The sequence below is a fragment of the Pseudomonas taiwanensis DSM 21245 genome, from assembly GCF_000425785.1.
GTDB classification, from domain to species: domain Bacteria; phylum Pseudomonadota; class Gammaproteobacteria; order Pseudomonadales; family Pseudomonadaceae; genus Aquipseudomonas; species Aquipseudomonas taiwanensis.
The window spans coordinates 49,350-70,760 of record NZ_AUEC01000005.1 but is presented as its reverse complement, the minus strand read 5'-3'; the positions used below and the strand labels follow the sequence as shown (position 1 = coordinate 70,760).

Sequence of the window (21,411 nt, the reverse complement as noted above, 5' to 3'; positions counted from 1 at the left end):
CCTTCATAGACCCTGACTGCCGAAGCCATTATGCGTATCGAACCTCGCCCACTGCCGCCGACCCTGCCATTTCTGGGTAACCTACCCCCGTTGTTGACGCGCTTGTACGCCGCCCGTGGCGTGCAATCCGAGGCTGAGCTGGACAAAAGCCTGGGGCGCCTATTGCCGTACCAGCAACTCAAGGGGATCGAGGCGGCGGTCGACCTGTTGGTGGAGGCGATCGACCAGCGCCAGCGAATCCTCATCGTCGGCGACTTCGATGCCGACGGTGCGACGGCCAGTACGGTGGGCGTGCTCGGCCTGCGCTTGCTGGGTGCGGCCCATGTCGACTACCTGGTGCCCAATCGTTTCGAGTACGGCTACGGCCTGACCCCGGAGATTGTCCAGGTCGCATTGCAACGCCAGCCGCAATTGCTGGTCACAGTCGACAACGGGATCTCCAGCGTGGACGGTGTGGCTGCTGCAAAGGCCGCGGGGCTCAAGGTGCTGGTGACCGACCACCACCTGCCGGGCGAGCAATTGCCGGATGCCGACGCCATCGTCAACCCCAACCAGCCGGGCTGCGAGTTCCCAAGCAAGGCGCTGGCCGGCGTCGGGGTCATCTTCTACGTACTGATGGCCTTACGTGCGCGCCTACGCAGCCTGGGGCGCTACCAGACCCAAGCCCAACCGAATATCGGCGAGTTGCTCGACCTGGTGTCCCTTGGCAGTGTGGCGGACGTGGTGCCCCTGGATGCCAACAACCGCATCCTGGTGCACCAGGGCCTCGAGCGCATCCGTGCAGGCCGCGCTCGTCCTGGCCTCAAGGCCATCCTGGAAGTGGCGCGGCGTGATCATCGGCGTATCACCTCGACCGACCTCGGCTTCATTCTCGGCCCACGGCTGAACGCGGCCGGGCGACTGGATGACATGAGCCTGGGTATCGAATGCCTGCTGTGCGAGGACGCCGCCCTGGCGATGGACATGGCCCAGCAGCTGGATGACCTGAACCAGGACCGCAAGTCCATCGAGCAGGGCATGCAACGCGAAGCCCTGGCCCAGCTCAAGGACCTGCCGGTCGAGTCCATGCCCTATGGCCTGTGCCTGTTCGACGCCGACTGGCACCAGGGGGTGATCGGGATTCTTGCTTCGCGCCTGAAAGAGCGCTACCACCGTCCTACCATCGCGTTTGCCGATGCGGGGGAGGGCATGCTCAAGGGCTCGGCGCGCTCTGTGCCGGGCTTTCATATTCGCGATGCGTTGGATGCCGTGGCAGCCCGGCATCCGCAGCTGATCAGCAAGTTTGGTGGACATGCCATGGCCGCCGGGCTTTCCTTGCCGGAGGCCAACTTCCCGGCATTCGCCGAGGCGTTCGACGAGGAAGTCCGTCGCCAGTTGCGCGAGGAGGACCTGACCGGCCGCCTGTTGTCCGATGGCACCCTTGCGGTCGAAGAGTTCCACCTCGACCTGGCCAAGGCCCTGCGCAACGCCGGCCCTTGGGGGCAGCACTTCCCCGAACCGCTGTTCCATGGCGTGTTCCAACTGGTCGAGCAACGGGTGGTCGGCGAGCGGCACCTGAAGGTGGTGCTCAAGAGCGAATGTGGTGCCGTGAAGTTGGATGGCATTGCCTTCGGGATCGACCGCGAGGTCTGGCCAAACCCCACCGTGCGTTGGGTGGAATTGGCCTACAAGCTGGATGTGAACGAGTTTCGCGGTAATGAAAGCGTGCAGTTGATGATCGCCCACATGGAGCCGCGCTGAGCGCTCCTTCAGACGGCAGATCTGCATGACGGCATCCACGCGCCTGTCTGGAGGGTTTGGGGGTGTGAATCGAGCGCCGCTCGCGCGGCGCATCGCGAGCAAGGCTCGCTCCTGCAGACGCGTGCGGTCATTGGGCCGTGCACCAAGGCGATCACGCGCAAATCGTGCAGGCATGACTGGCCCGAAGCAGCGGTAGGAGCGAGCCTTGCTCGCGATGCGCCGCGCGGGCGGCGCTCGGTTTCATAGCCACCGAAAATCTGTTGCCCTCCAATCTGGTCTAGTCTGATTAATGACCGGCACCGGGCCAGGGATGTGCACTTGAGTGTCCGGACTGGATCACCATTGGAGTCCTTGGGAGGTGCCCTCATGAGCCTGCTGCTCGAGCCTTACACCCTGCGTCAGTTGACGCTGCCCAACCGCATCGCGGTCTCGCCGATGTGCCAGTATTCTGCGATCGATGGCCTGGCCAACGATTGGCATCTCGTTCACCTGGGGAGCCGAGCCGTGGGTGGCGCCGGCTTGGTCATCAGCGAGGCCGTCGCGGTGACCGCCGATGGTCGGATCACTGCCGAAGACCTCGGCCTGTGGAACGACGATCAGATTGCGCCTTTGCAGCGCATTACCCGTTTCATTACCGCCCAGGGCGCCGTGCCGGGCATCCAGCTGGCCCACGCTGGGCGCAAGGCCAGTACGTATCGGCCCTGGTTGGGCAAGCAGGGCAGTGTGAAGATCGAAGACGGTGGCTGGCAGCCGGTGGGCCCCTCGAAGATCGCCTTCGACCCGCAGCACACGCCACCGCGCGAGTTGAGCAAGGACGAGATTCAGAGCGTGATCGATGCCTTCGTCGCCTCGACCGAGCGAGCGCTGAAAGCGGGCTTCAAGGTCGTCGAAGTCCACGCGGCCCATGGGTATCTCCTGCATCAGTTCCTCTCACCATTGAGTAACCAGCGCCGTGACGAGTACGGAAGCTGCTTCGAGAACCGCATCCGCCTGACCCTCCAGGTGGTGGAGGCCGTTCGCAAGGTCTGGCCGGCAGAACTGCCGCTGTTCGTGCGCGTCTCGGCAACCGACTGGGTCGAGGATGGCTGGAACCCGGATGAAACCGTCGAACTGGCGCGCCGCTTGCGGGTGCTGGGTGTCGACCTGATCGATGTTTCCTCCGGTGGCACCTCGGTCAACGCCGAGATTCCTACCGGCCCCGGCTATCAGACGCGCTTCGCTGAGCGCGTGCGCAAGGAGGCGGAGATTGCCACGGGCACCGTCGGTATGATCACCGAACCGGCCCAGGCCGAGCACATTCTGCGCACTGGCCAGGCCGACGTGATCTTCCTGGCCCGGGAACTCCTTCGCGATCCTTACTGGCCGCTGCATGCCGATGATGACCTGGGCGGCAACAAGGCCACCTGGCCGGCGCAGTATCAAAGGGCAACCAGCCGAGCCAACCCAATTCACGAATCGGATTTGCGGGATTAGGGCGTATGGCGACAGCGGTGGGGTGGGGCTGAAATCGAGCGCCGCGCGGGCGGCGCATCGCGAGCTGCGCTCGCTCCTACAGGCGCACGCGAACGCCTTGTGGGTACGATGCGATATCGCGTCATGCGCCAAGACGTTCGCGCACAAATCCCACAGATTAATTGGCCCGGAACGATCGTAGGAGCGAGCGCAGCCCGCGGTGCGCTCGATCTTATTATTGGCGCTAGACCTCTAAAGGAATACCCCAGCCGGCAACCTCAATGTTTGATCATCACATGCCGCACACAGGTGTAGTCCTCCAGCCCGTACATCGACAGGTCCTTGCCATACCCTGAATGCTTCTGGCCGCCATGGGGCATTTCGCTGACCAGCATGAAATGGGTGTTGACCCAAGTGCAGCCATACTGCAAACGGGCGGCCAAACGGTGTGCCCGGCCCGTGTCGCGGGTCCATACCGATGAGGCCAGGCCGTACTCCGAGTCGTTGGCCCATGCCAGCGCTTGGGTTTCGTCAGTGAAACGGGTAACCGAAACCACCGGACCGAATACTTCATGGCGCACGATCTCGTCATCCTGAAGGGCATCGGCCAGCACGGTCGGCTCGAAGAAGAAACCATCACCCGGCAAGGCCTTGCCCCCGGTGACCAGGCGGATATGCGGCTGGGCGACGGCGCGTTGCACTAGGCCTGCGACCTTGTCGCGGTGCTGGGCGCTGATCAACGGGCCAAGCTCGGTATCTTCAGCGTCCTGCAGGCCGGGTTTGAGGCTGGCCACCGCCTTGCCCAGTCGTTCGACGAATTGCTCGTAGATGCCATCCTGCACATACAGGCGACAGGCGGCGGTGCAGTCCTGGCCGGCGTTGTAGAAGCCGAAGGTGCGGATGCCATCGATGGCTGCATCCAGGTCGGCATCGTCGAACACCAGCACCGGCGCCTTGCCGCCCAGTTCCATGTGCATGCGCTTCACGCTGTCGGCGGTGGCGCCGATGATGTGCGCACCGGTGGGGATGGAGCCGGTCAGTGACACCATGCGCACCTTGGGGTGGGTGACCAGCGGGTTGCCGACCGTCTGGCCGCGGCCGAAGAGGATGTTGAGTACCCCCGGCGGCAGCAGGCTCTGCGCCAGTTCACCCAGGCGCAGCGCGGTCAGCGGGGTCAGCTCCGAGGGCTTGATCACCACGGTATTGCCCGCCGCCAACGCTGGCGCGATCTTCCAGGCCAGCATCATCAGCGGGTAGTTCCAGGGGGCGATCGAGGCAACCACGCCCAGTGGGTCACGGCGAATCATCGAGGTGTGCCCGGGCAAGTATTCGCCAGCCGCAGAGCCGCCCAGGCAGCGCGCAGCACCGGCGAAGTAGCGGAACACATCGGCGATGGCCGGGATCTCGTCGTTCAGCGCCGCCGTGAAAGGCTTACCGCAGTTCTGCGACTCTAGCCGGGCCAGTTCCTCGCCATGATTTTCAAGGGTGTCGGCCAGCGCCAGCAGGGCAAGGGAGCGGTCCTTGGGGCTGGATTGGGACCAGCTGTCGAACGCCTGGTCCGCTGCGCACACGGCCTGGTCGACCTGTGCCTCGGTGGCTTCGTTGATTTGCGCCAGGGCACTGCCCAGGGCCGGGTTGAGCACGGTCCAGGTTGGCCCCTCGCCGGTCACCAGGCGGCCATTGATGAGCATTTGGGTTTGCATGGAAGACACCTCCAGGGTCATTTGCCGCCGCCCGCAACGCTTTCGCCGCCGCGGGTCAGGTAATAGGCGCCGAGGATCGGCAACATGGTCACCAGCATCACCAGTAGAGCGACGACATTGGTGACTGGCACATCGCGGGGACGGCTCAACTGATTGAGCAGCCAGATCGGCAGCGTGCGTTCATGGCCTGCGGTGAAGGTGGTGACGATGATCTCGTCGAACGACAAGGCGAACGCCAGCATGCCACCGGCCAGCAGGGCCGAGCCCAGGTTGGGCAGGATGATGTAGCGGAAGGTCTGCCAGCCGTCGGCACCCAGGTCCATCGAGGCCTCGATCAGGCTCTGGGAGGTGCGCCGCAGGCGGGCGATGACGTTGTTGTAGACGATCACCACGCAAAAGGTCGCGTGGCCGACCACGATGGTGAGCACACCAGGCTCGATGCCCAAGGTCTTGAAGGCTGACAGCAAGGCAATGCCGGTGATAATGCCGGGCAAGGCGATGGGTAGGATCAGCATCAGCGAGATGCTCTCCTTGCCAAAGAAGCTGCGTCGATATAGCGCCGCCGAGGCCAGGGTGCCCAGTACCAGGGCTATCAGCGTGGCGAGGCTGGCGACTTTCACCGACAGCATGATGGCCTCGAGCACGTCCGGGCGCGCGAAGGCTACGGTGAACCAGTTCAGGGTGAATCCCTGGGGTGGGAAGCTAAAGGCTGCGTCCTCTGTGTTGAAGGCGTAGAGGATGATGATCACGATCGGAAAATGCAGGAAAAGCAGCCCGCCCCACGCAGCCAGGCGCAGCCCCAGCGAAGCACTTTCAGAGTGCATCGAAGGCTCCCAGGCGTTTGACGATGGCTAGGTAGACTGCGATCAGCACGATGGGCACCAGAGTAAAGGCGGCCGCCATGGGCATGTTGCCGATCGCCCCTTGCTGGGCGTAGACCATGCTGCCGATGAAGTACCCGGGCGGGCCGATCAGCTGCGGGACGATGAAATCGCCGAGGGTGAGGCTGAAGGTAAAGATCGAGCCTGCGGCGATACCGGGTATGGAAAGCGGCAGAACAACCTGCACGAAGGTTTGCCCCGGCGTAGCCCCAAGGTCGGCCGAGGCCTGCAGGAGCGATGGCGGCAAGCGTTCCAGGGCCGCCTGAATGGGCAGGATCATGAACGGCAGCCAGATGTAAACGAACACCAAAAAGCGCCCCAGGTGCGAGGTGGACAAGGTGCTGCCACCCACCCCCGGCACCGCCAACACCAGTTGCAAGAGGCCTTCGAGGTGCAACTGCTGGACGAACCACTGGGCGACGCCGCCCTTGGCCAGCAGCAGGGTCCAGGCGTAGGTCTTGACGATGTAGCTGGCCCACATCGGCATCATCACCGCGATGTAGAAAAACGCCTTGGTCCTGCCGGTGGTGTAGCGCGCCATGTAGTAGGCGATAGGGAAGGCCAGCACGGCGCTGGCCAGCGATACCGCCACGGCCATGCTCAAGGTGCGCAGGATGATGTCGAAGTTCGACGGATTGAACAGGGCGGCGAAGTTGCCCAGGGTCAGGTCCGGGGTTACCGCCATGGTGAAGTCGTCGAAGGTATAGAAACCTTGCCAGAGCAGGTTCAGCAGCGAACCCAGGTAAATCGCGCCGAACCAGGTGAGTGGCGGGATCAGCAGCAGCGCCAGGTACAGGTTTGGCCGTCGGTACAGCAGGTTGGAAAACCTGCGCAGCAGGCCTGGGGACGCCGCGGCCGGGTTCATTTCGGCAGGGCTCGTTCAGGTGTATCGAGGAGGGTTTCGCGCAGGGCCGTCATGGCCTCGCGTGGCCAGCGCGCCTGCACTCGCTGTCCCGGTTGCCAGGGCTGAGCCTGGTCCTGCCAGCGATCGTTGGCATGACTCACCGCCAACAACTGGCCACTGTCGAGCTGGACTTCGTAGCGGGTGGCGCTGCCCTGGTACTGGATGTCGCGCAGCAAGCCACTGACCTGGACCTCGGTTCCCGTAGTGGCCGCGTCACCGAGGCGGATGTGCTCCGGACGAATGGAGAACGGCGTGGCGCTGCCATTGAGCTGCTTCGCCAGTTCGCCCCGCAGGACGTTGGACGTGCCGACGAACTCGGCGACGAAGGTGGTAGCCGGTTTCATGTACAGGTTGCGTGGGGTGTCGACTTGTTCGATGCGACCCCGGTTGAACACCGCCACACGGTCGGACATCGACAGCGCCTCGGTCTGGTCGTGGGTAACGAAAACGAAGGTGATGCCCAGCTGGCGCTGCAGCTTCTTGAGCTCGCCTTGCATCTGTTCGCGCAACTTCAGGTCCAGGGCGCCGAGGGGTTCGTCCAGCAGCAGGACCCGCGGGCGATTGACCAGTGCGCGGGCCAGGGCCACACGCTGACGCTGGCCACCAGAAAGCTGCGCCGGTTTGCGCTCGCCATAGCCAGAAAGGGCGACCATCGCCAAAGCCTCGTCGGCGCGGGCATGGCGCTCGGCCTTGGCCACGCCTTTTACCTTGAGGCCATAGGCGATGTTGTCGCGCACGTTCATGTGCGGAAACAGTGCGTAGTCCTGGAACACGGTGTTGACGTCGCGCTGGTAGGGCGGCACGCCCGTGGCTTCGACGCCGTGAATACGGATCGAGCCGCTGCTGGGATGTTCGAAGCCCGCTATCAGGCGCAGGCAGGTGGTCTTGCCCGAGCCTGAGGGCCCGAGCATGGAGAAGAACTCGCCGTCTTCGATGTCGATGCTGACCTGGTCGACAGCCTTGACCTCGCCGAAGGTGCGGGAAACCTGGGTGAACTGGACGGCTAGGGGCATGTGTGGGCTCCAGGAAACGTTCTTACTCCTGCTCTGGCCCCTTCGCGGGCTAACCCGCCCCCACAGCTACTGCGCGGTACTCTGTAGGAGCGGCTTGCCCGTGAGGAAGCCAGGTCGGGTTTCAACCGGCTTCAGCGTCCGCCCATGATCGCAATGTAATCCTGGGTCCAGCGGCTGTACGGTACGAACTTGCCTCCTTGGGCCTGTGGGGTTTTCCAGAAGGCAATCTTGTCGAAGTTGTCGAAGCCGTTGGTCTTGCACCCTTCGGCACCCAGCAGCTCGCTGGCGGTACAGGCCGCCGGAACGGCCGGCAACGAGCCGAACCAGGCCGCCACATCGCCTTGCACCTTCGGCTGCAACGACCAGTCCATCCACTTGTAGGCGCAGTTGGGGTGCTTGGCCTCGCTGTGCAGCATGGTGGTATCGGCCCAGCCCGTTGCACCCTCCTTCGGTATGGTCGAGGCCACCGGCTGGTTTTCGGCTTTCAGGCCGTTGACCATGTAGCCCCAGGAACTGGAGGCGACCACGCCTTCGTTCTTCACATCGCTCATCTGCACGGTTGCGTCATGCCAGTAGCGATGGACCAGCGGCTGTTGCTGACGCAGCAGCTCGAGCACGGCCTTGTACTGCGTTTCGGTGAGCTCGTAGGGGTCCTTGATGCCCAGCTCAGGCTTGGCCGACTTCAGGTAAAGCGCGGCATCGGCGATGTAGATCGGCCCGTCATAGGCTTGCACCCGGCCTTTGTTGGGCTTGCCATCGGGCAGGTCTTGCGGGGCGAACACCACGCTCCAACTGGTGGGCGGTTGCTTGAATACGTTGGTGTTGTACAGCAGCACGTTCGGCCCCCACTGGTACGGGGTGCCGTAAACCTGCTTGTCGACCACGTACCAGTCACCGTTCTGCAGGCGCGGGTCAATGTGCTTCCAGTTGGGAATCAGCGCGGTATTGATGGGCTGCACCCGCTTGCCAGCGATCAGGCGGAGCGAAGCGTCGCCCGAAGCGGTGACCAGGTCGTAGCCGCCCTTGGTCATCAGGCTGACCATTTCGTCGGAAGTCGCGGCGGTCTTGACGCTGACCTTGCAGCCGGTTTCCTTTTCGAAGCCTGTGACCCAGTCATAGGCCTTGTCGCTTTCCCCACGCTCGATGTAGCCCGGCCAGGCGACGATATCCAGTCGTCCTTCGCCGGCGCCCAGGGCCTTGGGCAAATCGGCGGCCTGCAAGCTGGCGCTGGCCACTAGCGCGCCGCTCACGGCGCCGAGCAATGCGGTCTTGTGCACTGACATGGTGTTCCCTCTTCTTGGAGATCTTGGTCGGGGCAGTCATCAAGAAAGCTGTGAAGCCATTGTTATAAGCGTAGTGCGGTTGTGCAGGTTGTCGGCGAAGTCGAGTCTAGTTGGGTTTTGTGCCGGCAACGCAACATCTGGAAGCAAATCCACAGGTGGTGTTCATGGCGGTAAGCCTTACTCTGGCCGTGACTTTACGCGCCGTGGAGACGTGCACATGAACACCCGAGGCCTGCTCGACCAATTGCTCAAATCTGGCCAGGAACTGCTGAACAAGCAAACCACCGCAGGCGGCGCGGGCAAGCCTGCGGCAGGTGCCGGTGGCCTGGGCGGCCTGCTTTCCGGCGCCGGCGGCAGCGCCTTGGCTGCCGGGGCGATGGGGCTGCTGCTGGGCAACAAGAAGGCGCGCAAGTATGGCGGCAAGGTTCTGACCTACGGTGGCCTGGCGGCGCTCGGTGTGCTGGCCTACAAGGCCTACGGCAACTGGCAGGCACGCCAGGGCCTGGGGGCGGGCGCAGAGCCTCAGACCCTCGACCGCCTGCCTGCGTCCCAGGCCGAGCAGCACAGCCAGGCGGTGCTGCAGGCGTTGGTGGCAGCGGCCAAGTCCGACGGCCACATCGATGATCGCGAGCGTGCCTTGATCGAGGGTGAGTTCACCCGCCTGGACAGCGACCAGGAGCTGCAGCACTGGTTGCACGCCGAGCTGAACAAGCCACTGGACCCGGCGGAAGTCGCCCGTGCCGCGCAGACGCCGGAAATGGCCGCTGAGATGTACCTGGCCAGCGTGATGATGGTCGATCAGGAAAACTTCATGGAGCGTGCCTACCTGGATGAACTGGCCCGCCAGTTGCGCCTGGACCCAGCCCTGCGGCAGGAGCTGGAGACCCAGGTCAGGTTGGCGTCGACGCCATGATCAGGCAAAACGCCATATTGTCGGGCAAGGATGCCTGAAACAACGAATTTCAGCCGCAATTGCAGAGGAAGCCTGGGCTATACTTCGGCGATTTTTCCCGCTCGTTGTGAATTCCTGAGGGCTGAATGTGAAGAACTGGACCTTGCGCCAACGGATCCTGGCAAGTTTCGCCGTGATCATCGCCATCATGCTGCTGATGATCGTGGCCGCCTACTCGCGGCTGGTGGCGATCGAAAGTGCCGAGGAGGCGGTGGGGACCGACAGCATCCCCGGGCTTTACTACAGTTCGATGATTCGCAGTGCGTGGGTCGACAGTTACGTCACCAGCCAACAATTGGTAGGCCTGTCCAAGCGGCGTGAAATCACCGCGGCCGACATGGAGTTGTTCAAGAGCTTCGAGGATCGGCTCAAGCAACAGATGGCCAACTACCAAGGCACCATCCAGGGCGCCGACGATCAGGCCCGGTTCGACACCTTCATCCAGATGGAAGAAAACTACCTCAAGACTGTAAACCAGGTGCTTGAGGCGTACCGTCAGCGCAATTACGCCGAAGCCGAGCGACTGATCGTCGAGGTGCTTACCCCCGCCTGGCTGGAAGGCCGCAAGCATCTGAACACCGTCATCGAACACAATCGTGAGTCCGCCGGTACAGCCACCCAGGAAATCGTCAGCGCGGTAAGCACCGCCAAGGGCAGCATGTTGGTCTCACTGCTGCTGGCGATCGTCGCGGCAGGCATCTGTGGTTTGCTGCTGATGCGGGCCATTACCGCACCGATGCAGCGTATCGTCCATGCCCTCGACAAACTGCGCTCGGGTGACCTGAGCATGCGCTTGAGCCTGGACCGCAAGGATGAGTTCGGCGCCATCGAAAGTGGCTTCAACGAGATGGCCGAGGCCCTCGCCAACCTGGTCGCCCAGGCGCAGCGCTCATCGGTGCAGGTCACCACCTCGGTGACCGAGATCGCCGCCACCTCCAAGCAGCAGCAGGCCACCGCCACCGAAACCGCCGCCACCACCACCGAAATTGGCGCTACATCGCGTGAGATCGCCGCCACCTCTCGCGATCTGGTCCGCACCATGACCGAGGTTACCAGCGCTGCCGATCAGGCTTCCAGCCTCGCCGGTTCCGGTCAGCAGGGCCTGGCGCGAATGGAAGAGACCATGCACCAGGTGATGGGCGCTGCCGACCTGGTCAATGCCAAGCTGGCGATCCTCAACGAGAAAGCCAGCAACATCACCCAGGTCGTGGTGACCATCGTCAAGGTGGCCGACCAGACCAACCTGCTGTCGCTCAATGCCGCCATTGAGGCGGAAAAAGCCGGTGAGTACGGCCGAGGCTTCTCTGTGGTTGCCACCGAGGTGCGCCGGTTGGCCGACCAGACCGCCGTGGCTACCTACGACATCGAGCAGATGGTGCGGGAAATCCAGTCAGCGGTGTCGGCTGGCGTCATGGGTATGGACAAGTTCTCCGAGGAAGTGCGCCGCGGCATGTTCGAGGTGCAGCAGGTGGGCGAGCAGCTCAGCCAGATCATCCACCAGGTACAAGCATTGGCGCCGCGCGTGTTGATGGTCAACGAAGGCATGCAGGCCCAGGCCACCGGTGCCGAGCAGATCAACCAGGCGCTGGCCCAGCTCAGTGATGCCAGCACCCAGACGGTGGAATCCTTGCGCCAGGCCAGTTTCGCCATCGACGAACTGAGCCAGGTGGCTGCGGGGCTGCGCGGCGGTGTGTCGCGCTTCAAAGTCTGACGGCGATGAGTGACCTTCATCCCCACACGGTAGTGGCGGCCGATGCCAAGGGCGTGCTGTACCTGCAGTTTCGTATAGGCGAGCAGCGCTTCGCCCTGGATGTCCGGGAAGTCATCGAAGTGTTGCCGCGTCGCCCGCTGAAGCCGATCGCCCAGGCGCCGACGTGGGTCGCAGGCGTCCTTGCCCATCGAGGCGTGATGGTGCCGGTGATCGACCTTTCGGTCCTGAGTTTCGGTAGGCCCGCCGTGCAGCGCACCAGCACCCGACTGGTGTTGGTACGCTACCGCCAAGACCAGCAGCTCGGCCTGGTGCTCGAGCAAGCCACCGACACCCTGCGCTGCCACCCCGAAGCCTTCCAACCTTATGGCCTGGATAACCCTGATGCGCGTTACCTGGGGCCTGTGCTTCAGGATGCCGAGGGCATGTTGCAACGCATCGAGGTGGACGACCTGTTGACCGATAGCGTGCGGATGCTGTTGTTCCCGACCCAGCCCCTGCAGGTGCCGACATGAACCTGCATCGATATTTCCGATTTTTGCAGGAACGCATCGGCCTTGATGTGGAGTCGGTGGGCGAGGCCATGATCGAGCGCGCCCTGCGTCAGCGGTGCATGGCCCTGGACGCGGCCGATCTGGACGATTACTGGTTGCGTCTGCAGCAATCGACCGACGAACAGCAAGCGCTCATCGAGGCTGTGATCGTTCCGGAAACCTGGTTTTTCCGCTACCCGGAGTCGTTCACCGCCCTGGTCGGGTTGGCCCAGAGGCGCCTGGCAGAGCTCGCCGGCGAGCGCCCCCTACGCCTGCTCAGCCTGCCCTGTTCGACCGGCGAGGAGCCGTATTCGGCGGCCATGGCATTGCTCGATGCAGGCTTGAGTCCCGCTTCGTTTCACATCGACGGCATCGACATCAGCCCCAATTCGGTGACCAAGGCCCAGCAAGCCATCTACGGACGCAACTCGTTCCGGGGCAGTGAACTGGCGTTTCGTGAGCGGCATTTCCGTGAGATCGAGGATGGCCACCAGCTGGATCAAAGGGTGTGCTCACAAGTGAGCCTGCAGGTAGGCAATGTGCTCGACCCGGCGCTGTCGAGCCGTGATGGCCTTTACGACTTCGTGTTCTGCCGCAACTTGCTCATCTACTTCGATGTGGCGACCCAGCAGCGGGTGTTCGAGATGCTCAAACGCCTGATCCATGCCCAGGGGGTTTTGTTCATCGGCCCCGCCGAGGGCAGTCTGCTGGCACGCTTGGGCATGCGCCCATTGGGTATTGCCCAGTCGTTCGCCTATGTTCGCCAGGACAGCCATGCGCCAACGCCTGAGGTTCGGCCACGGCGTGCGATGCCCCTGCCATTCACGCCACGTTCGCCGCTGCCGCCGCCGGCACCGATGTCGACGGCCAAGCCTCGCCCGTTACGTACCTTGCCACCGGCGCAGCCTTCGCCTGAGCCGCGAGAGAGCGAGAGCGAGCTGTTGGCCAGCATCGCGCGCCAGGCCAATGCCGGTGACAGCGCACAGGCCCGGGCCAGCTGCCAGCGCTACCTGCGGCAATTCGCCCCCAAGGCGCAGGTGTATTACTGGTTGGGGTTGCTGAGCGACACCGACGGTGACGCCTCGCAGGCGCTGACCCACTATCGCAAGGCACTCTACCTCGACCCCCAGCATCCAGAGGCCCTGGTGCAACTGGCGGCCTTATTGGCAGCCCAAGGGGATGAGGCGGGCGCGCGACGTCTGCAGGAGCGTGCGGCGCGTGTAGGGCGGGAGTCTGAACGATGAAGGTCGATAGCGCGATGGAATTGATCGCTCACGATGACGATCGCATAGATGACTGCTGGAACCGCATCGGCGTGCACGGTGACAAGCAGTGTCCGCTGCTGGATCGGCACATACACTGCCGCAATTGTGAAATCTACGCAGCGGCCGCCACGCGCTTGCTGGACCGCTACGCGCTGTTGCAGGACGACGTGGTGCAAGCGGCCGTGCCGGTGGAAGCGTGTGTGGGCCGCTCGATGCTGCTGTTCCGGCTGGGCGAGGAGTGGATGGCGCTGGCCACCGCCAGTCTTGCTGAAATCGCCCCGGTTCAGCCCGTGCATTCGCTGCCTCATCAACGTTCGCGAGTGCTGCAGGGCGTGGCCAATGTGCGCGGTGCCTTGGTGCCCTGCCTGTCGCTGGCCGACTTGCTCGAGGTGGAGGCCGTGCAAGGCGACGCCCGCGGCGTTCGGGCCATGCCACGGTTGTTGATCCTGGCTGCCTTAGGTGGGCCGGTGGTGATGGCGGTGGATGAAATCGACGGTATTCACCGGCTCGACCCAGCCTTGCTGGATGGCGAACACGAAGGCGCACCGTTCACCGCAGGCGTGTTGCAGTGGCGTGGACGCAGCGTGCGCGTGCTGGACGATCACCAATTATTGTCTGCCGTGCAGCGGAGCCTGTCATGACCCCAGAACAATTGCGTGACGCCTCGCTGCTCGAACTGTTCAGCCTCGAAGCCGAGGCCCAGACCCAGGTGCTCAGCGTTGGGTTGATGGCCCTGGAGCGCAATCCGAACCAGGCTGACCAGTTGGAAGCCTGCATGCGTGCGGCCCATTCGCTGAAAGGCGCCGCGCGAATCGTTGGCATCGATGCCGGCGTCAGCGTCGCCCACGTCATGGAGGACTGCCTCGTGGCAGCCCAGGAAGGGCGGTTGTTGCTGCGCGCCGAGCATATCGACGCCCTGTTGCGCGGCACCGACTTGCTGATGCACATCGCCACGCCGGGAGACCCGGCCGGTGAGGCGGCTGTCCCAGCTTTCCTGGCGCAGATGGCGAGCCTGCTGGATCCCGCCACAGCCGCCGCGCCCTTCGCAGTCGAGGTTCCAGAACCTGAGAGGCTCGTGCAACCGCCAGTGATCGGGCCTGTCCCGGCAGAGCCAGAGGCTGACCTCGAACCGACGCCGCGCAAGGCGGGCAAGCGAGGCAGCGAGGGCAGTGAGCGGGTATTACGCGTGACCGCCGACCGCCTCAACAGCCTGCTCGATCTTTCCAGCAAGTCACTGGTCGAGACCCAGCGACTCAAGCCGTACCTGGCCACCTTGCAGCGTCTCAAACGCATGCATGGCCAAGGCATGCGCGCGCTCGATGGCCTGAAAACCCAGCTCGAAGGCAGCGGTCAGCGTCTGGAAGTGCTCGAAGCCCTGGCTCAGACCCAGCGCCTGCTGGCGGAAACCCAGGAGATCCTGCAGCAGCAGGCCGCCGACCTCGACGAGTTCGGCTGGCAGGCCAGCCAGCGCGCCCAATTGTTGTACGACACCGCCCTGGCCTGCCGTATGCGGCCGTTCGCCGATGTCCTGACCGGCCAGAGCCGCATGGTGCGCGACCTTGGTCGCTCGCTGGGCAAACAGGTGCGCCTGCAGATCGAGGGCGAGAAGACCCAGGTCGATCGCGACGTGCTGGAAAAGCTCGAGGCGCCACTGACTCACCTGCTGCGCAATGCGGTCGACCATGGCATCGAGCTGCCCGAGCGGCGGGTGCTGGCGGGCAAGCCGGCCGAGGGCGTGATCCGCTTGCGCGCTTCCCACCAGGCGGGTCAGTTGATGCTTGAGCTCAGTGACGACGGTGCCGGTATCGACCTGGAGCGACTGCGCCGCAGCATCGCCGAGCGCGGATTGTCGCCTGCCGAAACGCTGTCGCGAATGAGCGAGGCGGAGTTGCTGACCTTCCTCTTCCTGCCGGGCTTCAGCCTGCGCGACAAGGTGACCGAGGTGTCCGGGCGTGGTGTCGGCCTGGATGCGGTGCAGCACATGGTGCGCGACCTGCGCGGTGCCATCGAACTGACCCAGGTGGCCGGGCAAGGCTGTCGTTTTCAACTGGAAGTGCCGCTGACGCTGTCGGTGGTGCGCAGCCTGGTGGTCGAGGTAGGCGGTGAGGCATATGCCTTCCCGCTGGCTCACATCGAGCGCACCCTGGAGGTGGCTGCCGAGGAGATCGTGCAGGTCGAGGGCCGCCAGCACTTCTGGCACGAAGGCCGCCATGTAGGCCTGGTCGCCGCCACCCAGTTGCTCAACCGTCCAGCGGGGCAGGGCGATGAAAGCAGCCTGCGGGTGGTGGTGATCCGCGAGCGCGAACAGCTTTATGGCGTGGCCGTGGAGCGTTTGATTGGCGAGCGCGTGCTGGTGGTGATGCCGCTCGACCCGCGGCTGGGCAAGATCCAGGACATATCCGCCGGTGCGCTGCTCGATGATGGCTCAGTGGTGCTAATCGTCGACGTCGAAGACCTGCTGCGCTCGGTCGAGAAGCTGCTCAGCACCGGCCGCCTGGAGCGCATCGAACGCAGCGCCCACGGCGCGCGTGGTGCGGATCGCAAACGCATCCTGGTGGTCGACGATTCGCTGACGGTGCGCGAGCTGCAACGCAAGTTGCTGAGCACGCGCGGCTACGAGGTAGCCGTGGCGGTCGATGGCATGGACGGCTGGAACGCGCTGCGTGGCGAGGACTTCGACCTGCTGATCACCGATATCGACATGCCGCGCATGGACGGTATCGAACTCGTCACCCTGGTGCGCCGTGACCAACGCCTGCAAACCTTGCCCGTGATGGTGGTGTCGTACAAGGATCGTGAAGAAGATCGCAGGCGTGGCCTGGATGCTGGCGCCGACTACTATTTGGCTAAAGCCAGCTTCCATGACGATGCGTTGCTGGATGCCGTGGTGGAGCTGATTGGGGGTGCTCAAGGATGAAGATCGCCATCGTTAACGACATGCCACTTGCCGTTGAAGCCCTGCGCCGGGCCCTGGCCTTCGAGCCTGCACACCAGGTGATCTGGGTGGCCGGCGACGGCGCCGAAGCCGTGCGCCGTTGCAGCGAGGAACTGCCGGACCTGATCCTGATGGACCTGATCATGCCGGTGATGGACGGTGTCGAGGCCACACGGCGGATCATGGCCGAGACCCCATGCGCCATCGTGATCGTCACCGTCGACCGCAAGCAGAACGTGCACCGGGTGTTCGAGGCCATGGGCCATGGTGCGCTGGATGTGGTCGATACCCCGGCCCTGGGGGCGGGAGATGCCCGCGAGGCGGCGGCACCGCTGCTGCGCAAGATCCTCAATATCGGCTGGTTGATCGGCCAGCAACGCACCAGTGCGGCGAAGTCGGTATCGGCCCCGCTGCGATCGGCATCACAGCGCCGCGGACTGGTGGCCATCGGCTCTTCGGCCGGAGGGCCAGCAGCGCTCGAAGTGCTGCTCAAGGGCCTGCCGCCAGAGTTTCCCGCCGCCATCGTGCTGGTCCAGCACGTCGACCAGGTGTTTGCGGCCGGCATGGCCGAGTGGCTCAGCACCGCCAGTGGACTCCCTGTGCGCCTGGCCCGTGAAGGCGAGCCGCCGCAACCTGGGCAGGTGCTGCTGGCGGGAACCAACCACCACATACGTCTGCTGCAAAATGGCCAGTTGGCCTACACTGCCGAACCGGTCAACGAAATCTATCGGCCTTCGATCGATGTGTTCTTCGAGAGCGTTGCACGTTTCTGGAGCGGTGACGCGGTAGGCGTGCTGCTCACCGGCATGGGCCGCGACGGTGCCCATGGCCTGAAACTGATGCGCCAGCAAGGCTTTTTGACCATCGCGCAGGATCAGTCCAGCAGCGCGGTGTATGGCATGCCCAAGGCTGCTGCGGCCATTGATGCTGCGGTGGAAATACGCCCGCTGGAGCGAATCGCCGGGCGACTGATGGAAATCTTTGCAAAATGACGATATGTATTGCATCACGCCGCCTGGCCGGCAGTGACTGGATGATTACGGATGAATGATCTACCGATCGACGGTTTCACGACCACCAACGAAAACTCGGCAATGGTCCTGTTGGTCGACGACCAGGCCATGATCGGCGAGGCGGTGCGTCGTGGCCTGGCCCACGAAGAGAACATCGACTTCCACTTCTGTGCCGATCCGCACCAGGCCGTGGCCCAGGCAGTGCTCATCAAGCCTACGGTGATTCTTCAGGACCTGATCATGCCTGGCCTGGACGGGCTGACCCTGGTGCGCGAATACCGTAGCAATGCAGCGACCCAGGACATCCCGATCATCGTGCTGTCGACCAAGGAAGACCCGCTGGTCAAGAGCGCGGCGTTCGCTGCTGGAGCCAACGATTACCTGGTCAAGCTGCCGGATACCATCGAGCTGGTAGCACGTATTCGCTACCACTCGCGTTCATACCTGACCCTGTTGCAACGAGACGAAGCCTACCGCGCCTTGCGCGTGAGCCAGCAGCAACTGCTCGACACCAACCTGATGCTGCAGCGGCTGATGAACTCCGACGGCCTTACCGGCTTGTCCAACCGCCGTCACTTCGATGAGTACCTGGAACTGGAGTGGCGTCGGGCCATGCGTGAACAGCAGCAACTGTCGCTGCTGATGATCGACGTCGACTACTTCAAGGCCTACAACGACAGCTTTGGCCATTTGGCAGGCGATGAGACCCTGCGTCAGGTCGCCGATGCCATCCGGGACTGCTGCTCGCGTCCCTCCGACCTGCCGGCGCGCTATGGTGGCGAAGAGTTTGCCCTGGTGTTGCCCAACACGTCGCCGGGAGGCGCCCGGCTGGTGGCGGAGAAGCTACGCCAGACCATCCTCGGGCTGAATATCCCGCACAGTGCCCCCCACGCCGACTCGGTGCTGACCGTGAGCATTGGCCTGGCAACGCAGACGCCGAGTATCGGCAGTCATTGCCGGCAATTGATCTCGGCGGCGGACAAGGGGTTGTACCTGGCCAAGAACAGCGGTCGCAATCAGGTTGGTATCGCCTGACAGGGCCGCATCGCCGGCAAGCGGGTGCCTGCCGTGGTCGCACCGGGCTTGCTGGCGAGAAGACCGTGCAAGCGCTTTACGTCCCCTGGGCCGACACCATTTTCTACCGCCCGGCGGGTCTGCCGCCAGGCTCCAGACTGGGTTATACTCGCGGGCTTTTCACCGAATTCGCACGAGAGCTGCCCGCCCATGGAAATCCAACCGATTCTGAACACCATCAAGGACCTCACCGAGCGTTCCCAGTCCATTCGGGGGTATCTTTGACTACGATCACAAGCATGACCGCCTGATCGAAGTCAACCGCGAGCTGGAAGACCCCAACGTCTGGAACAAGCCTGAGTACGCCCAGGCGCTGGGCCGTGAGCGTGCCATGCTGGCGCAGGTCGTCGAGACCCTGGACAAGATGTCCAACGGCTTGACCGACTGCAAGGACCTGCTGGACATGGCCGTCGAAGAAAATGACGAAGGCGCCGTCAGCGACGTCGTGACCGAGCTGCAAGGCCTGGAAGAAATCCTGGCCCAGCTTGAGTTCCGTCGCATGTTCAGCGGCGAGATGGACATGAACAACGCCTACCTGGACATCCAGGCCGGCTCTGGCGGCACCGAGGCGCAGGACTGGGCCAACATCCTGCTGCGCATGTACCTGCGCTGGGCCGACAAGCGTGGTTTCGATGCCACCATCATCGAGCTTTCCGAAGGTGAGGTCGCCGGCATCAAGGGCGCTACGGTGCACATCAAGGGCGAGTACGCCTTTGGCTGGCTGCGTACCGAGATCGGCGTGCACCGCCTGGTGCGCAAGAGCCCGTTCGACTCCGGTGCCCGTCGCCACACCTCGTTCTCGGCGGTATTCGTCTCGCCCGAGATCGACGACAAGGTCGAGATCGAAATCAACCCGGCCGACCTGCGTATCGACACCTACCGCTCCTCCGGTGCCGGTGGTCAGCACGTCAACACCACCGACTCGGCGGTGCGTATCACTCACGTGCCGACCAACACCGTGGTGGCCTGCCAGAACGAACGCTCCCAGCACGCCAACAAGGACACCGCCATGAAAATGCTGCGGGCCAAGCTGTACGAGCTGGAAATGCAGAAGCGCAATGCCGCTTCGCAGGCGCTGGAAGACAGCAAGTCGGACATCGGCTGGGGCCACCAGATCCGCTCCTACGTGCTGGATGACTCGCGCATCAAGGACCTGCGTACCGGCGTCGAGCGTAGCGACTGCCAGAAGGTCCTGGACGGCGACCTCGACCAGTACCTGGAAGCAAGCCTCAAGCAGGGCCTGTAAACCGCATACCACCGCCGCGATACGAGGCCATCGGCCCGTATCGCGTGCCCTGCCCGACAGGGGCAACGAACACCTGATGGAAAGAATGACGACATGAGCGACCTCAACACCCAACCGCAAGACCTGCAACAGGAAGAAAACGCCCTGATCGCGCTGCGCAAGGAAAAACTTGCCGCCGAGCGCGCCAAAGGCAATGCCTTCCCCAACGACTTCCGCCGCGACAGCTACTGCAACGACCTGCAGAAACAGTACGCGGACAAGACCAAGGAAGAGCTGGAAGCTGCAGCGATTCCGGTCAAGGTGGCAGGCCGCATCATGCTCAACCGTGGCTCGTTCATGGTCATCCAGGACATGACTGGCCGCATCCAGGTCTACGTCAACCGCAAGACCCTGCCGGAAGAAACCCTGGCTGCGGTCAAGACCTGGGACCTGGGCGACATCATCAGCGCCGAAGGCACCCTGGCCCGTTCTGGCAAGGGCGACCTGTACGTGGAAATGACCGATGTGCGCCTGCTGACCAAGTCGCTGCGCCCGCTGCCGGACAAGCACCACGGCTTGACCGACACCGAGCAGCGCTACCGCCAGCGCTACGTCGACCTGATGGTCAACGAAGAAACCCGCCACACCTTCCGCGTTCGTTCGCAGGTGATCTCGCATATCCGCAAGTTCCTCATCGAGCGCGACTTCCTCGAAGTCGAAACGCCGATGCTGCAGACCATTCCGGGCGGCGCTGCGGCCAAGCCGTTCGAAACCCACCACAACGCGCTGGACATGGCCATGTTCCTGCGTATCGCGCCCGAGCTGTACCTCAAGCGCCTGGTGGTCGGTGGCTTCGAGAAAGTCTTCGAGATCAACCGCAACTTCCGTAACGAAGGTGTGTCGACTCGTCACAACCCCGAGTTCACCATGCTCGAGTTCTACCAGGCCTACGCCGACTACCGCGACAACATGGACCTCACCGAGGAACTGTTCCGCGAGCTGGCGCAGCTGGTCCTGGGTTCCACCGATGTGCCGTACGGCGACAAGGTATTCCACTTTGGCGAGCCGTTCGCCCGCCTGTCGGTGTTCGACTCGATCCTCAAGTACAACCCGGAACTCACCGCTGCCGACCTGCAGGACGTCGACCGCGCCCGTGAAATCGCCAAGAAGGCCGGTGCCAAGGTGCTGGGCCACGAAGGCCTGGGCAAACTGCAGGTGATGATTTTCGAAGAGCTGGTCGAGCACAAGCTGGAGCAGCCCCACTTCATCACCGAGTACCCGTTCGAGGTCTCGCCGCTGGCCCGTCGCAACGACCAGAACCCGGCGGTTACCGACCGCTTCGAGCTGTTCATCGGTGGCCGCGAAATCGCCAATGCCTACTCCGAGCTCAATGATGCCGAAGACCAGGCCGAACGCTTCCTGGCCCAGGTGGCCGAGAAGGATGCCGGTGACGACGAAGCCATGCACTACGATGCCGACTTCGTCCGCGCCCTCGAATACGGCATGCCGCCGACCGCGGGCGAAGGTATCGGTATCGACCGCCTGGTGATGTTGCTGACCAACTCGCCGTCTATCCGTGACGTGATCCTGTTCCCGCACATGCGTCCGCAGGCCTGAGTCAATTGAACGAGCCGCCTTTCGAGGCGGCTTTTTCTTGCCTGTACATCCGTATTGGTGGTGCCGGCCGCTTCGCATCCGCAGCCGCGAAGCGTCCGGCACTGACGAAACAC

General features: G+C 63.6%; 17 protein-coding genes. 12 read left to right on the top strand and 5 right to left on the bottom strand.

Annotated elements, in window-relative coordinates; translation table 11 throughout:
* Positions 1-30 precede the first annotated feature (30 nt).
* Positions 31-1,740: a single-stranded-DNA-specific exonuclease RecJ gene (recJ, locus tag H620_RS0100325; protein WP_023382027.1), complete on the top strand. Its 1,710-nt coding sequence runs from the start codon at positions 31-33 to the stop codon at positions 1,738-1,740.
* 366 nt (positions 1,741-2,106) lie between these two features.
* The gene (locus tag H620_RS0100320) at positions 2,107-3,213 is read left to right on the top strand and encodes an NADH:flavin oxidoreductase/NADH oxidase (RefSeq protein ID WP_027906547.1); all 1,107 of its coding nucleotides are present in this window, start codon (positions 2,107-2,109) and stop codon (positions 3,211-3,213) included.
* A gap of 257 nt (positions 3,214-3,470) precedes the next feature.
* Here H620_RS0100320 and H620_RS0100315 read toward each other — a convergent pair whose 3' ends face one another.
* From H620_RS0100315 to ydcS, 5 genes are all read right to left on the bottom strand, one after another.
* Entirely contained in the window at positions 3,471-4,895 is a 1,425-nt protein-coding gene (locus H620_RS0100315; RefSeq protein ID WP_023382025.1) for a gamma-aminobutyraldehyde dehydrogenase, read from the bottom strand.
* 17 nt (positions 4,896-4,912) lie between these two features.
* Positions 4,913-5,719, bottom strand: a complete 807-nt coding sequence (locus H620_RS0100310) for an ABC transporter permease (RefSeq protein ID WP_023382024.1) — start codon at positions 5,717-5,719, stop codon at positions 4,913-4,915.
* Positions 5,709-6,641: an ABC transporter permease gene (locus tag H620_RS0100305; protein WP_023382023.1), complete on the bottom strand. Its 933-nt coding sequence runs from the start codon at positions 6,639-6,641 to the stop codon at positions 5,709-5,711. Before H620_RS0100305 ends, H620_RS0100310 begins: the two co-directional genes overlap by 11 nt.
* Entirely contained in the window at positions 6,638-7,693 is a 1,056-nt protein-coding gene (locus H620_RS0100300) for an ABC transporter ATP-binding protein (RefSeq protein ID WP_023382022.1), read from the bottom strand. Before H620_RS0100300 ends, H620_RS0100305 begins: the two co-directional genes overlap by 4 nt.
* Positions 7,694-7,824: 131 nt before the next feature.
* Positions 7,825-8,976, bottom strand: a complete 1,152-nt coding sequence (gene ydcS, locus H620_RS0100295) for a putative ABC transporter substrate-binding protein YdcS (RefSeq protein ID WP_027906546.1) — start codon at positions 8,974-8,976, stop codon at positions 7,825-7,827.
* Positions 8,977-9,193: 217 nt separating this feature from the next.
* On the opposite strand from ydcS, the gene H620_RS0100290 reads away from it, so the two are divergent.
* The 10 genes from H620_RS0100290 to lysS all read left to right on the top strand — a co-directional run bounded on the left by H620_RS0100290 (position 9,194) and on the right by lysS (position 21,298).
* On the top strand, positions 9,194-9,889 hold the full coding sequence (locus H620_RS0100290) for a tellurite resistance TerB family protein (protein ID WP_027906545.1): 696 nt from the start codon (positions 9,194-9,196) through the stop codon (positions 9,887-9,889).
* A 127-nt stretch (positions 9,890-10,016) separates the two neighbouring features.
* Positions 10,017-11,639 carry a methyl-accepting chemotaxis protein gene (locus H620_RS0100285; RefSeq protein ID WP_023382019.1) on the top strand — a complete coding sequence of 541 codons (1,623 nt, stop codon included), beginning with the start codon at positions 10,017-10,019 and terminating at the stop codon, positions 11,637-11,639.
* 5 nt (positions 11,640-11,644) lie between these two features.
* A complete protein-coding gene (locus tag H620_RS0100280) occupies positions 11,645-12,151 on the top strand; it encodes a chemotaxis protein CheW (RefSeq protein ID WP_023382018.1) in 507 nt (168 codons plus the stop codon).
* Positions 12,148-13,413 carry a CheR family methyltransferase gene (locus H620_RS0100275; RefSeq protein ID WP_027906544.1) on the top strand — a complete coding sequence of 422 codons (1,266 nt, stop codon included), beginning with the start codon at positions 12,148-12,150 and terminating at the stop codon, positions 13,411-13,413. The genes H620_RS0100280 and H620_RS0100275 overlap by 4 nt, the downstream gene beginning before the upstream one ends.
* On the top strand, positions 13,410-14,075 hold the full coding sequence (locus H620_RS0100270) for a chemotaxis protein CheW (protein WP_023382016.1): 666 nt from the start codon (positions 13,410-13,412) through the stop codon (positions 14,073-14,075). Before H620_RS0100275 ends, H620_RS0100270 begins: the two co-directional genes overlap by 4 nt.
* Positions 14,072-16,351 carry a hybrid sensor histidine kinase/response regulator gene (locus H620_RS0100265; RefSeq protein WP_027906543.1) on the top strand — a complete coding sequence of 760 codons (2,280 nt, stop codon included), beginning with the start codon at positions 14,072-14,074 and terminating at the stop codon, positions 16,349-16,351. The genes H620_RS0100270 and H620_RS0100265 overlap by 4 nt, the downstream gene beginning before the upstream one ends.
* Positions 16,348-17,361: a chemotaxis response regulator protein-glutamate methylesterase gene (cheB, locus tag H620_RS0100260; RefSeq protein ID WP_023382014.1), complete on the top strand. Its 1,014-nt coding sequence runs from the start codon at positions 16,348-16,350 to the stop codon at positions 17,359-17,361. The genes H620_RS0100265 and cheB overlap by 4 nt, the downstream gene beginning before the upstream one ends.
* A gap of 51 nt (positions 17,362-17,412) precedes the next feature.
* Positions 17,413-18,417 carry a response regulator gene (locus H620_RS0100255; protein ID WP_023382013.1) on the top strand — a complete coding sequence of 335 codons (1,005 nt, stop codon included), beginning with the start codon at positions 17,413-17,415 and terminating at the stop codon, positions 18,415-18,417.
* 189 nt (positions 18,418-18,606) lie between these two features.
* A protein-coding gene (gene prfB, locus H620_RS26820) for a peptide chain release factor 2 (protein WP_104881346.1) occupies positions 18,607-19,702 on the top strand; the annotation gives its coding sequence in 2 pieces (ribosomal slippage) (positions 18,607-18,678 and positions 18,680-19,702; 1,095 coding nt in all).
* 93 nt (positions 19,703-19,795) lie between these two features.
* A complete protein-coding gene (lysS, locus tag H620_RS0100240) occupies positions 19,796-21,298 on the top strand; it encodes a lysine--tRNA ligase (protein WP_023382011.1) in 1,503 nt (500 codons plus the stop codon).
* Positions 21,299-21,411 lie beyond the last annotated feature (113 nt).